This window comes from Nocardioides humi (assembly GCF_006494775.1).
Classification (GTDB): domain Bacteria; phylum Actinomycetota; class Actinomycetes; order Propionibacteriales; family Nocardioidaceae; genus Nocardioides; species Nocardioides humi.
On record NZ_CP041146.1, the window covers coordinates 2,151,623 to 2,164,880 of the forward strand.

Annotated in this window: 12 protein-coding genes and 1 pseudogene; all 13 read right to left on the bottom strand. The window is 69.8% G+C overall.

Annotation, left to right across the window (positions count from 1 at the left end; genetic code table 11):
• Positions 1–176: 176 nt before the first annotated feature.
• Positions 177–1,061, bottom strand: coding sequence for a J domain-containing protein (locus tag FIV44_RS10620; RefSeq protein ID WP_141004415.1), 885 nt, complete (start codon positions 1,059–1,061; stop codon positions 177–179).
• On the bottom strand, positions 1,058–1,792 hold the full coding sequence (locus tag FIV44_RS10625) for a PT domain-containing protein (RefSeq protein ID WP_219996387.1): 735 nt from the start codon (positions 1,790–1,792) through the stop codon (positions 1,058–1,060). Before FIV44_RS10625 ends, FIV44_RS10620 begins: the two co-directional genes overlap by 4 nt.
• A gap of 172 nt (positions 1,793–1,964) precedes the next feature.
• Positions 1,965–3,269: an MCE family protein gene (locus FIV44_RS10630; protein ID WP_141004416.1), complete on the bottom strand. Its 1,305-nt coding sequence runs from the start codon at positions 3,267–3,269 to the stop codon at positions 1,965–1,967.
• On the bottom strand, positions 3,266–4,723 hold the full coding sequence (locus FIV44_RS10635) for an MCE family protein (RefSeq protein ID WP_141004417.1): 1,458 nt from the start codon (positions 4,721–4,723) through the stop codon (positions 3,266–3,268). Before FIV44_RS10635 ends, FIV44_RS10630 begins: the two co-directional genes overlap by 4 nt.
• On the bottom strand, positions 4,720–5,856 hold the full coding sequence (locus FIV44_RS10640; protein WP_141004418.1) for an MCE family protein: 1,137 nt from the start codon (positions 5,854–5,856) through the stop codon (positions 4,720–4,722). The genes FIV44_RS10635 and FIV44_RS10640 overlap by 4 nt, the downstream gene beginning before the upstream one ends.
• The gene (locus FIV44_RS10645; RefSeq protein ID WP_141004419.1) at positions 5,853–6,821 is read right to left on the bottom strand and encodes an MCE family protein; all 969 of its coding nucleotides are present in this window, start codon (positions 6,819–6,821) and stop codon (positions 5,853–5,855) included. The genes FIV44_RS10640 and FIV44_RS10645 overlap by 4 nt, the downstream gene beginning before the upstream one ends.
• A 16-nt stretch (positions 6,822–6,837) precedes the next feature.
• Positions 6,838–7,881 (bottom strand): MCE family protein, encoded by a 1,044-nt coding sequence (locus FIV44_RS10650; RefSeq protein ID WP_246086912.1) that lies wholly within the window; start codon positions 7,879–7,881, stop codon positions 6,838–6,840.
• A complete protein-coding gene (locus FIV44_RS10655) occupies positions 7,881–9,128 on the bottom strand; it encodes an MCE family protein (protein ID WP_141004420.1) in 1,248 nt (415 codons plus the stop codon). The genes FIV44_RS10650 and FIV44_RS10655 overlap by 1 nt, the downstream gene beginning before the upstream one ends.
• Before the next feature lie 7 nt (positions 9,129–9,135).
• Positions 9,136–9,963, bottom strand: a complete 828-nt coding sequence (locus FIV44_RS10660) for an MlaE family ABC transporter permease (RefSeq protein WP_141004421.1) — start codon at positions 9,961–9,963, stop codon at positions 9,136–9,138.
• Between the two features lie 4 nt (positions 9,964–9,967).
• Entirely contained in the window at positions 9,968–10,750 is a 783-nt protein-coding gene (locus FIV44_RS10665; protein WP_141004422.1) for an MlaE family ABC transporter permease, read from the bottom strand.
• Between the two features lie 50 nt (positions 10,751–10,800).
• Positions 10,801–11,766, bottom strand: coding sequence for an ABC transporter ATP-binding protein (locus tag FIV44_RS10670; RefSeq protein WP_141004423.1), 966 nt, complete (start codon positions 11,764–11,766; stop codon positions 10,801–10,803).
• Between the two features lie 253 nt (positions 11,767–12,019).
• Positions 12,020–12,414, bottom strand: a pseudogene (rplL, locus tag FIV44_RS10675) (50S ribosomal protein L7/L12).
• Positions 12,415–12,489: 75 nt separating this feature from the next.
• Positions 12,490–13,152 (bottom strand): 50S ribosomal protein L10, encoded by a 663-nt coding sequence (gene rplJ, locus FIV44_RS10680; RefSeq protein WP_141004424.1) that lies wholly within the window; start codon positions 13,150–13,152, stop codon positions 12,490–12,492.
• Positions 13,153–13,258 lie beyond the last annotated feature (106 nt).

Consider the following 13,258-nt stretch of genomic DNA (forward strand, 5'->3'; position numbering starts at 1 on the left):
ACGGTACACCACATCGGCGCGCTCCACAATGTCGGCTGCGCAACTCACCCAGCCGAGGGACCGCTCCGCTCCGAGCCCCGGTCAGGGTCCGGTGGGATCCGGTCTGCCGATCATGCTCGGCGCGGGCGCGGAGGTCAAGCAGCGCGGCCGACCCCCGCAGCCTCGTCGTCGCCGGATCACTGGCAGGAGTCGTCGGTGCAGAGGTCGTCGAGCAGCCAGCGCGACTCGCTCCCCGACGCCCTGACCAGCGAGAACGTCGCCCACATCCGGAGCACGAAGGGGTCCTGGCCGTCCTTGGCGACGTTCTGGTCGATGAACACCACGACCGTCGCGCGCCGGCCGCCGGGGTCGACCCGGGTGAGCGCCGCGCCCGTCGCCCGGGCCTCGACCACGATCTTCTGGGCCTCGGCCTCCTTGGTGAGGTCGGGCCAGCCGGCGGCCTGCTTGGCCGCCATCGCGTCGGTCATGTAGCCGCGCAGCCGCTCGAGGTCGGCCGCCATCGTCTGGTGGTTGTACGACAGCACCGGCGCCACCATCTGCTCCGCCGCGGCCTCGGCGGCCAGCGCGGCACGTTCGAGGCGGACGTTGCGCTCGGCCCGGTCCTTCGCCGACTCGTCGCCACGGGCGCCGGGCTGGGTCGCCAGCCAGACGGCCAGGACGACGGCGAGCACCGCGGCCACCCCGGCGGCGACCAGGGCGGTCGTCCCCGGCGCCCGGCGCTCGTCCGCCGCGGCCGGAGCAGCCGGATCCGCCGGATCCGCCGGAGTCGCTGCGGCGTCCGCGGGCGCCGTCGCGTCCGCCGGCTCGGTCAGGTCGACCGGCGCGGGGGCCGGGGTGGCGTCGTCGTCGGCGTCGGCCTGGGCGGCGCGCTCGGCGGCCAGCTCGGCGTCGTACGCCGCCCGCTTGGCGGGGTCGAGGAGCACCCCGGCCGCGTCGCTGTAGGCGCGGAAGCGGCGCTCGGTCGGGTCCAGGTCGGCGATCGCCGTCTTCCAGGCGCTGCGGATCTCGTCCTCGGTCGCGGTCTCCTCGACGTCGAGGAGGTCGTAGAGGTTGGCGCTCACTGCCCCTCCCCCGTCGGCTCGTCGGTCGGCTGGTCGGTCGGCTGGTCGGACGGCTGGTCGGACGGCTGGTCGGAGGGCTCGACCGACGGCTCGCCGGTGGGCTGGCCGCCAGGAGTGCCGCCCTCGGGGATGGAGGCCTCGCCGAAGGACGGCAGCTCGTCGTCGAGGTCGTCGAGGTCGTCGACCAGCCAGGTGCCGCCCTGCTTGACGAGGGACACCTGGTAGCGGAACCGCAGCGGCTCGAACGAGATCCGCTGGGTGCTGTCGGAGGGGTCGGGGTAGGAGAACTCCACGACGCCGGCGACCAGCAGCTCGGCCGAGTCGTCGTCGATGCTGGCGACGCCGACGGCGTACGGCGTGCCGACGCGGTCGATCTGGGTCTGCTTGACGGTCTCCTCGGCGTACCCGACGTTCTTGTCGAACACGGTGCGGAACTTCGCCGTCATCAGCTTGCCGACCGCGGCGTAGTCGGGCATCTTGCCCGCGTTGTCGAGCAGGTCGGGGCCGTAGGTGTTGAACCGCTGGACGAAGGTCCGGGCGGCGGCCAGGGCCTTCTCGCGGTCGGCGGTCTCGTCCGGCGGCGGGTGGCGCAGCGACTGGATCCGGTCGAGCGGGTCGCCGCCGGTGCCCTTGGCGGCCACCGTCCACACGCTGACGCCGAGCGCCGCGACGACGACCCCGAGCAGCAGTCCGATCACGCTCCAGCGGAGCGCGGCACCAGATCCCCTCACGCGATGATTCTCACCGGGATGACCGATCCCGAGGGATCGTGCGAGCGAGCGGCGCTCGACGCGTGCGATGGCAAGGCGCCGATGCGAAGGCAGACTGGATGTCTTGCGAGCGTCGGCAACGCCGCCAGCGTGCGTGGCGCGCGCCGCGGAGCGCGCGAGACCTTGGGATCGGTCATCGGGTGGGGTCGAGCAGCGGTTGGAGGTAGAGCCACTTCCACGAGTCCTCTCCCAGGGACGGCGGCGCCACGTTACCTCGCGTGCTCGGCCAGGGCTGCGCCTGGGCCGTCACGCCCCAGGTCAGCTCGCCCGTCTCCTCGTCCACCCGGACGCCGACGTCGTAGCCCTGCACGCCGGGCGCGACCCGCGGGAGGTTCTGCGTGCCGCGCGGGTTGCTCTTGGTGATCGGCTCGGTGCAGCCGACGTTGTCGGGCATCGGGGCGTTGCCGCGGTCGGACTCCGGGTTGCGGCGGTTCTTGCTGTAGCCGGCGTAGCAGGGGGTGCTGGTCGGGGCGAGGACGAGCCCGAAGTGGGCGTCCCAGAAGCCGCTGCCGCCCTGCTGCTTGGACCGCTTGCCGACGACGACCTGGCCCGCGCCGACGGCGTACGGGTAGACGACGAGCAACTGCTTGAGCGCGTCGAGGTGCTTGACGACGACCTCGCCGGTGGCGACCAGGTTGGCGAGGAGCTCGCTGATCTCGACGCCGTTCTGCTCGAGGAAGGTCCGCAGCTGGGTCGCGGCGACCGAGCCGGAGTCGATCACCTGGCGCAGCGCCGGGTCGGCGCCGGCGAGCGCCGAGCTGAACAGCGACAGCTGCTGGGCGAAGGTCCGCAGCGACGACTCCGAGGCCACCTGGCCCTGGAGCACGGTGTTGCTGTCGCGGATCAACGCGGTGGTGAGGTCGAAGTTCTCGTCGGCGGTCTGGATGAAGGAGTTGCCGGTGTCGATGATCCGCTGGAGGTCCGGGCCGGTGCCGGCGAAGGCCTGGCCGAGCTCGCTGACCGTGGTCTGCAGCGCCTCCCGGTCGACGCTCGCGACCGTGGCGGACAGGTCGCCCAGCAGCTTCTCGGTGGCGATCGGCGTGGCGACGTCGGAGATCTCCGAGCCCTCGCGGAGGTACGGGCCGTCGTCGGTCTGCGGCTGCAGCTCGACGTACTGCTCGCCGACGGCGGAGCGGTTGCCGACCAGCGCGAGGGTGTCGGCGGGGATCTTGTCCCACTTCTTGTCGATGTCGAGCTTCACGTCGACGCCCTCGTCGGTCAGCACCAGCTCGCCGACGGTGCCGATGCCGACGCCGCGGTAGGTGACCTCGGCGCCGGTGAAGATGCCGCCGGACTGCGGGTAGTGGGCGACGACGGTGTAGCTGCGGTCGATCACGACCCGGTCGAGCTTGGCGTAGCGGGCGCCCACGAAGGAGACGCCGACCAGGGTGATGATCGCGAAGACCATCAGCTGGATGCGGGTGCGGCGGGTGATCATCGGGCCCGCTCCTTCTGCCCGCCCTCGGTCAGCGGGGCCGAGTAGAGGCTGACGAGGTCGATGTCGTACGTCGCGTCGAACTCCGACCACATCGCGTCGACCGCGCTGTCGCCGCCCGGCGCCGGCCGGCCGAGACCGCCGCCCTTGAGCACGCTGTCGAGCAGGCTCTGGATGGGGTTCGTGCCCGCGCTCGCGTTGCCGGCGGCGCCGCCCTTCGCGCCACCGGTCAGCCCGCCGGTCAGACCGCCGGTGAGGTTGCACAGGAGCTTGACGGCGGCGCAGACGTCATCGAGCAGGTAGACCGGCAGCAGCGCACACTTCTGCGCGTCGGGCGGCGTCTTCAGGCAGCCCTGCAGCGTCTTCCAGGTGCTGTCGCAGAGGTTCTTGAGGTTGATCAGCTGGTCCAGCGGCGAGTCCGGCAGCTGGTTGGTGAGGATGCACGGCACGTCCGGCAGGTTGAGGTTGCCGAGGTCGAGCTGCAGGTCGATGGAGAGGTTGACGTAGTCGCCCATGTGCAGGTTGCGGGCGACCTGCGGGTCGCGGCCGACCGACTCGTCGATGAACGGGTAGGTCAGGAAGGTGCTGAAGCCCTTCGCGAAGTCGTCGCCGGCCTTGGCGATCTGGGAGAGCACCGGGTCGAGCATCTTGAGCGTGTCGATCGTCGCGGTCTTCGTGGTCTTGATGACCCGTACGCCGACGTCGCTGAGCTGGGTGAGCCCGTCGAGCATCGCGACCAGGTCGTCGCGCTGCCGGTCGAGGGACTCCAGCGCGCTCGGCAGCTCCTCGAGGGCGAGGTCGATGCTGTCCTGGTGCTGGCGGGCGGTGACGGCGAGCCGGTTGACCGACTCGATGGCGTCGACGATGTCCTGCTTGCGCTGGTCGAGCTGGCCCATCAGCGAGGAGACCTGGGTGAGCACCGACTTGGCGGAGTCCTCGCGGCCCTCGAGGGCGAGGTTGAGCTCGGTGGAGATGGTCTTCAGCTGGGCGATGCCGCCGCCGTTGAGGACCAGGCTGAGCGCGCCGAGCACCTCCTCGACCTCGGGGTTGCGGCCGCCGTCCTCGATCACGTCCCCGTCGGAGAGCCGGCCCCGGGCGCCGGTGGCCGGCGCGGCGAGCGAGACGAACTTCTCGCCGAGGAGGCTGGTCTGCCGGATCGAGGCGACCGGGTTGTCGGGCAGGTCGACGTCCTTGCGCAGCTCGAGGGTGACCACGGCCTGGTAGCCGTCGAGCCGGACCCCGCTCACCTGCCCGACGGCGACGTCGTTGACCTTGACCGACGACTTGGGCACCAGGTCGAGGACGTCGTCGAAGCGGACGGTGACCTGGATCGGGTCCTTGCCGGTGTCGGCGCCGCCGGGCAGCGGCAGCTCGTAGACGTCGAAGTCGCAGCCGGTGAGCATCACCATGCCGGCCAGCAGCGCGGCCAGTGCGCGCAGGCGGGTCCGGAGGGTCATCGGTCCACCTCCACCAGGCCGTTGAGCGTCGGGTCGTAGGGCTCGCCGTACCAGGAGCCGGTGCCGAACGGCGCGCTGCGCGGCAGCAGCGTCTCGATCAGGCCGCAGATGTTGCCTTCCTTGTCGGCGGCCGACACCAGCGCGCAGAGCACCGCGCCGGGGTTGGACGTCAGCTCGTGCACGATGTTGCCGAGGTTGGCGTTGGTGTCGAGCGTGCCGTCCTTGGGGTTGTAGGTGTGGTAGAGGTTCGTGATCGCCAGCGGGCCGGCCTGGAGCAGCTCGTCGAGGGCGGCGCGCTGGCGGACCAGCACCTTGGCGACCCGGTTGACGTCGCGGATGTTGCGGCCGAGCACGGCGCGGTTGCGCTTGACGAACCGGCCGACCTGGTCGAGCGCCGTACCGAGGTTCGACAGGGCGGTGGTGAGCTCCTGGCGCTCGTCGGCCAGCAGGCTGGACACGTCGCCGAGGGACTTGCTGAAGTCGCGCACCGTGGTGTCGTTGTCGGCCAGCGTCTTGAGGAAGGACTCGAGCTGCTGGGCGGACTCGAAGAGGTCGTCCTTGTTGTTGTCGAGGGTCTCGCTGAGCCGGCCGAAGTCCTCGATGGTCTGGTGGAACTGGGCGCCCTGGCCGCCGAAGTTCCGCGCGGTCTGCTCGAGCAGGTCGGTCAGCGCACCCTGCTTGTTGGCCCCCTCCGGGCCGAGGGCGACGGTCAGCTTGTCGATGCTGCCGTAGATCTCGTCGAGCTCCAGCGGGATCGCGGTCTTGGTCGCGTCGATGACGGTGTTGTCGGCCATCACCCGGTCGCCGTCCTCGAACGCCGGCGAGAGCTGGATGTAGCGGTCGCCGACCACGGACGGCGAAACGATGACGGCGTCCGCGTCGGCCGGCACCTTCACGTCGGAGTCGTAGCCCATCACGACCTTGACCTTGGTGCCCTCCGGCACGACCTCGCGGACCCGGCCGACGGGGATGCCGAGGACGCGGACCTCGCTGCCGACGTAGACCGACACGGCCCGCGGGAAGTAGGCGGTCACCGTCTTGTCGTTGCCCGAGCCGCCGAACATCCAGACCAGACCGGTGACGATCAGGACCCCGATGACGGCGAGCGGGAGCCAGCGGCGCACGGTGCTCATTGGCCCACCGTCCCGGGCACCGGCGGCAGGTTGAAGATGTAGGTGTCGAACCACGGCCCGTTGCCGAGGGTGCTGGCGAAGACGCGGTAGAACGGCGCCATCAGGTGGATCGACTCCTCGAGGTTGTCCTCGTTCTTCTTCACGACCTGCAGCACCGAGTCGAGGTGGTCGAGCGCGGGCTTGAGGTCGGCCCGGCTCTCCTTGATCAGGCGGGTCAGCTTCTTGCTCAGCTTCGTCGTCGACACCAGCAGGCGGTGGATCTGCGCCTTGCGCTGGAGCAGCGCGGTGAACAGCGAGTCGGCGTCCTTCATCAGCGCGACGATGTCGTCGTCGCGCGAGTCGAGGACGGTCGACACCCGGTTGAGGTTCTTGAGCAGGGAGTTGATCTCGTCGTCGCGCGAGGCGACCGTCTCGGCGAGCGAGGAGAGCCCGTCGAGCGCCGCCCGGAACTCCTCGGGAGTGTTGCGGGTCAGGTCGGCCAGCGTCGTCAGCGCGCTGGCGAGCTGGTCGGTGTCGATGTCCGCGGACGTCTCGGCCAGGCCGGTGAAGGCCTCGACCACGTCGTACGGCGAGCTGGTGCGCTCGACCGGGATCACGGCCCCCTTCGCGAGCTGGCCGGAGCCCGCGGGGTCGAGCGAGAGGTACATCGAGCCGAGGATGGTCTTGACCTTGATGTCGGCCCGGGTCTGGTCGCCGAACGGGGTGTCGGTCCGGATCTTGAACGCGACCTTCACCGCGTTGCCGTCGAGCTCCATCGAGGTCACCTGGCCCACCCGGACGCCGGCGATGCGCACCTCGTCCTTCTCCTTGAGGCCGCCGGCCTCCGAGAACGAGGCGTAGTAGGTGTCTCCCCCACCGATCAGCGGCAGGTCGTTGGCGCGCAGGGCGGCGACGAGGAGCAGGAGCAGGGTCGCGATGCTCACGGCGCCGATCACCACGGGGTTGCGCTCGCGGAAGGGCTTCATCGATGACTCACCCCCCTCATCCGAGCGTGCACCGGTCGGCGGTCACGCCGTAGGTGGCGCTGACCGGGTTGGCGACCCCGGGGATCTTGATCGTGGCCTTGAAGTGGCACAGGTAGAAGTTGAACCAGGAGCCGTAGGTCGCCGTACGGCCGATCTTGGTGAGCTTGATCGGCAGGACCTGCAGGGCGCGGTCGATCTCCTGGCGGTTCTTGTCCAGGGTGCCGGCGACCTCGCGCAGCTCCTTGATGTCCTTGACGAACGGGTCCTTGATGTCGGTCACGAGGGCCGCGGTCTGCACCGACAGCTCCGAGATCGAGTCCAGGGAGGACAGGATCGCCTCGCGGTCGTCGTTGAGGCCGCCGATCAAGGTGCGGAAGCTGTCGATCAGGTTGGTCAGCTGCTTGTCGCGGTCGGCGACGTGGTCGAGGACGTAGTCGAGGTTCGTCAACAGGTCGCCGATGACCTTGTCGCGGTCGGCCAGGGTCTGGGTGACCGACGCGGTGCTCGACAGCAGGCCCTCGACGGTGCCGCCCTCGCCCTGGAAGACCTGGACGATCTCGTACGACAGCTTGTTGATGTCGTCGGGCGAGAGCGCCTGGAACAGCGGCTTGAAGCCGTTGAAGAGGACGGTCAGGTCCAGGGCCGGCTTGGTGCGGCCGACCGGGATCGCGTCACCCTCGCCGAGGCGGTCGGCGCCGTCGCCGTCCTGGGTCAGCGAGATGTAGCGCTGGCCGATCAGGTTGCGGTACTTCACCGTCGCGTGGGTGGCGTCGTCGAGCCGGGTGTCCGCGTCGACCGAGAACGTCACCCGGGCCCGGTCGGCCTCGACGATCTCGACCTTCTGGACGGTGCCGACCTTGACGCCGGCGATCCGGATGTCGTCGCCCTTGTTGACGCCCGTGGCGTCGACGAAGTCGGCGGCGTAGTCCTTGGTGGCCCCGAAGGAGAGGTTGCCGATGGTGATGATGAGGACGCTCGTCGCGAGCGCCGTGGTCACCATGAACACGACCAGCCGGATCAGGTCGCCGCCGGTCTTCTTGTCCATGCCGCGGATGGCCATCAGTGCACCCCTCCTGCGAGGAGGGGGCCCGCGAGGAGCACGTTGAGGTCGGAGCCGGCGCCGTCGTACTCCTGGTCGAGCACGCCGCGCAGGGCGGTCACGTCGTCGGGGCTGCCGGTGTAACCGGTCGCCGGGCGCAGGTTGCCCTTGCCGGTGTCGCCGTTCATGCCGTCGTTGAGGTGCGGGAGCGGCGGGAACGGGTTCTCCTGGCTCCACGGGATGTCCGGCAGGCCCAGGCAGTCGGGGCCGCGGTCGTCGCCGAAGATCGGGCGGTCCTTGGCGGTGTACTGCCGCGGCTGGTCCTGCAGTGTCTCGAGCACGATGTGCAGCTCGAAGCCGCGGAACGCCTCGGCCAGCCGGCCCTGGGCCTTCACGATGCCGGCCGACATGCACGGGATGGTGGGTGCGTAGCGGGCGACGGCGCGCAGGGTCTCGGTGCTCAGCTCGCCGGCGCGCTTGAGGCGCTCGGCGTTGGCGTCGAGGAAGGAGCGCGCGGTGTCGGAGAAGCTCCGGATGTCGCGCAGGGTCGCGGTGAGCGCGGCCTCGCGCTCCTCCAGCGTGCCGGTCGTCTTCACGGTGTCGTCGAGGATCTGGGCCACCTGGGGGAGGATGTCGGCGTAGGTGTCGGAGACCTGGGCGGTGAGCTTCAGGTCCTCCAGCAGCGCCGGGATCTGCGGGTTGAGCCGCTTGAGGTAGCCGTCGAGCGTCTCGAGGTTCTTGCCGAGCAGCTCGCCACGTCCCTCCAGCGCCGTCGCCAGGGCGGTGAGGGTGGCGTTGAGCTCGGCCGGCTGGACGGTGCGCAGCAGCGGGTACAGGTCGGAGAGGACCTGCTCGAGCTCGGTCGACACCTCGGTGCGGTCGATGGTCGCCCCGGCGCGCATCGTGCCGGACGGCCCGCCGTCGGGCACCTCGAGCGCGACGTACTTCTCGCCGAACAGCGTCTTCGGCACGATCGACCCGGTGACATTGGCCGGGATCACGCCGATCTTGTCGGGGTAGAGGCCGAGGGTCAGCTCCGCGCCGCTGGCGCCGGAGCGCGCGTCGAGCACCTCGCCGACGATGACGCCCCGGACCTTCACGTCCGCGCGATTGGGCAGCTGGAGGCCGATCGAGGACGTCTTGAGGGTGACCTCGTCGTAGTCGGTGAACTTCTTGGTGAAGGTCGCGTAGGTCAGCCACACGCCGAGCAGCAGCAGGGCCACGAAGAGGACGCCGAGCGCCTTGTGGGCGGAGAGGATCCGGTCCATCAGCCGATCACCCCGCCAGCCGGACGGTCGTCGAGGCGCCCCAGATCGCCATCGAGAGGAACAGGTCGATCACGTTGATCGCCACGATGCTGGTCCGCACCGCGCGGCCCACCGCCACGCCCACGCCGGCAGGCCCGCCCGAGGCGGTGTAGCCGTGGTAGCAGTGGATCAGGATCACCACGACCGCGAACACCAGCACCTTGCCGAAGGACCACAGCACGTCGCCGGGTGGCAGGAACTGGTTGAAGTAATGGTCGTAGGTGCCCGATGACTGCCCGTAGAACTGGGTGACCACCAGCCTGCTCGCGACGTACGACGACAACAGGCCCACGACGTACAGCGGGACGATCGCGATCAGCCCGCCGACGACCCGGGTGGTCACCAGGAACTGCATCGACGGGATCGCCATCACCTCGACCGCGTCGATCTCCTCGGAGATCCGCATGGCGCCGAGCTGGGCGGTGAAGCCACAGCCGACCGTCGCCGCGAGCGCGATGCCGGCGACGAGCGGGGCGATCTCGCGGGTGTTGAAGTAGGCGGAGACGAAGCCGGCGAAGGCCGCGGTGCCGAGCTGGTTGAGCGCGGCGTACCCGGACAGGCCGACCTGGGCGCCGGTGAAGAAGGTCATGCCGATGATGACGCCGACGGTGCCGCCGATGACGGCGAGCGCGCCCGAGCCGAGGGTGACCTCGGCGAGGATCCGCAGGATCTCGCGCGGGTAGCGCTTGACCGAGCGCGGCAGCGCCAGCAGCACCTTGATGTAGAAGGACAGCTCGTGGCCGAGGTTGTCCAGGCCCTTCATGGGCCGGTCGTAGATCGCCTTGATGCTCGCCACTTCGCTAACCCGTCTTCGGGGGCACGACCTGGAGGTAGATCGTGCTCAGGGTGAAGTTGACGACGAACAGGAGCAGGAAGGTGATGACGACGGACTCGTTGACCGCGTCGCCGACGCCCTTCGGGCCGCCGCCGGCGTTCATGCCCTTGTAGGAGGCGACGATCGCGGCGATCAGACCGAAGACGAGCGCCTTGATCATGCCGATCCACACGTCGGGCAGCTGGGCGAGGGCGGTGAAGCTGGCGAGGTACGCGCCCGGCGTACCGTCCTGCAGGATCACGTTGAAGACATAGCCGCCGGCGACACCGACGACGCTGACCATGCCGTTGAGGAAGACGGCGACCAGCATGCAGGCGAGCACGCGGGGGACGACGAGGCGCTGGATCGGGTCGATGCCCAGCACCATCATCGCGTCGAGCTCCTCGCGGATCTTGCGCGCGCCGAGGTCGGCCGCGATGGCCGAGCCGCCGGCGCCCGCGATCAGCAGCGCGGTCGCGATCGGGCCGGCCTGCTGGATGACCGCCAGCACCGAGGCGGAGCCGGTGAAGGACTGCGCGCCGAACTGCTTGATCAGGCCGCCGACCTGCAGCGCGATGACCGCGCCGAAGGGGATCGCGACGAGGGCGGTCGGGATGATCGTGACGGACGCGATGAACCAGGCCTGCTGGATGAACTCGCGACCCTGGAACGGTCGCCGGAACAGGCCCCGTCCGACGTCCAGCGCGAACGCGAAGAGCTTGCCTGCCGTGCCGAGCGGGGCGATCACCCGTGCAGCAGTGAGCGACACCTACCGCCCCTTTCCGTCCCTGTTCCGACCCTCGTGCCCGTGTTGCTCGTTCAGCCCTGCTGCTGTTGTCCTGCGGCGTGCTCCGCCTCGCGGGTGAACGAGCCCGGCGGAGGGGTCACGCCGTTGGCCCGGCACCAGGCACCGGGCGCGGCCTGCGCCCGGCGCGGGATGCCGTTGGACGGCTCCATCTGCAGCGGGATCGGCGGGAGTGGCGGCAGGTCCATGTCCTTCTCCGCCTCGAGCTGGTCGGCGTCCTTCTCCTCCGACATGCCGATCGGGCCGATCGTCTGGGCGTTGAGGAACTGGCGCACCACGGGCTCGTCCGAGGACAGCAGCATCTCGCGCGGGCCGTACATGGCGAGGTGCTTGTGGTAGAGCAGGCCGATCTGGTCGGGCACCACCCGGACGCTGTGGATGTCGTGGGTGACGATGAGGAAGGTCGCGTCGATCTGGGCGTTGAGGTCGACGAAGAGCTGGTTGATGAACGACGTGCGCACCGGGTCGAGACCGGAGTCGGGCTCGTCGATCAGCAGGATCTCGGGGTCGAGCACCAGGGCGCGGGCCAGGCCGGCGCGCTTGCGCATGCCGCCGGAGATCTCGCCCGGGAGCTTCATCTCCGCGCCGAGCAGACCGACCATGTCCATCTTCTCCATGACGATGTCACGGATCTCGGACTCGCTCTTCTTGGTGTGCTCGCGCAGCGGGAAGGCGACGTTGTCGTAGAGGTTCATCGAGCCGAACATCGCGCCGTCCTGGAACAGCACGCCGAACAGCTTGCGGATCTCGTAGAGCTCCTTCTCGGAGCAGCTGGCGATGTCGGTGCCCTCGATGACGATGGAGCCCTCGTCGGGCTTGATCAGGCCGATGAGGGCCTTGAGGAAGACGGACTTGCCCGTGCCCGACGGACCGAGCATCACCGAGATCTCCCCCGCGGGCAGGGTCAGCGTCACGCCCTTCCAGATGAGCTGCTTCCCGAACTGCTTCGTCAGGTTCGTGACCTGTACGTCGACGCCCATGCTTGACCTCTCCCTACGTCCGCTCGCCGGCCCCGGCTGCGTAAGGAACAACGCAACCGCGTGGCGCACGTTACGCGTCACCCGTGGCATGCGTCACGCCTACTCGGCCATCGAGACCCGCAAAGTACTGGCGAGTAGGCCTAGCGTCCAACTCGCCAGTAGTGATACGCGGCGGGACCGAGAGAAATGCACGAGGCCGGCAGAGCAGGATGCTCTGCCGGCCTCGTGACCGGAGCGTTCGCTCAGGCGTGGGTCACTTCAGGGTGACGGTGGCGCCGGCGCCCTCGAGGGACTCCTTGGCCTTGTCGGCCGTCTCCTTGTTGACCTTCTCGAGGATCGGCTTCGGGGCGCCCTCGACGAGGTCCTTCGCCTCCTTGAGGCCGAGGGAGGTCAGCGCGCGGACCTCCTTGATGACGTTGATCTTCTTGTCACCAGCGGCCTCGAGGATGACGTCGAACTCGTCCTGCGCGGCAGCGGCGTCGTCGCCACCCGCGGCGGCACCGCCGGCGGCGGGGCGGCGGCAACGGCGACCGGGGCGGCGGCGGTGACGCCGAAGGTCTCCTCGAACTGCTTCACGAACTCGGAGAGCTCGATGAGGGTCATCTCCTTGAACGCGTCGAGGAGCTCGTCGGTGGTGAGCTTCGCCATGGTGGCGTCTCCTTCTTGGTGCTTGTGGCCCGCGACGGCTGTCGCCGCGGTCCGGGTTTCAGGTGGTGGGGTACGTCAGCCTGGTCTCAGGCGTCGGTCGGCTCGGCGGCCTCGTCGGCAGCAGCCTCGGGGCCTCGGGGCCTCCTCGGCGGCGGCCTCGTCGGCAGCCGGGGCCTCCTCGGCGGCGGCCGGCGTACCGGCACCACCTGCGAGGATCGAGGGGTCCTCCTGCGCCTTCGCCTCCAGGGCGCCGGCGAGCCGGGCAGCCTGGGCGAGCGGGGCGTTGAGGAGGTAGACGGCCTGGCTGAGCGAAGCGAGCATCGCGCCCGCGAGCTTGCCCAGGAGCACCTCGCGCGACTCGAGATCGGCCAGCTTGGCGATCTCCTTCGCGTCGAGGAGCGCGCCGTCGAGAACGCCACCCTTGATGACCAGGGTGGGGTTCGCCTTGGCAAAGTCACGCAGGCCCTTGGCGGCCTCGACGACGTCGCCCTTGATGAAGGCGATGGCGGTCGGGCCGGTGAGGAGCTCGTCGAAGCCCTCGATGCCCGCCTCCTTGGCGGCGAGCTTGGCCAGCGTGTTCTTGACCACGGCGTAGTTGGCGTTCGCACCGAGGGAGCGGCGAAGGTCCTGCAGCTCCTTGACGGTGAGACCGCGGTACTCGGTCAGCACAGCGCCAGCGGAGTCGCTGAAGGACTCAGCGATCTCCGCGACGGCGGCCTGCTTGTCTGCCCGCGCCATGGGTCTCCTTCCGGATGGGGACCACCGCGAAGGACCCGTCGAATGACGGACGCCCCGAGCGCAGGCGCTCAGGGCGTGGACCTCGTGCGCCCTGCGGCGCATCCGG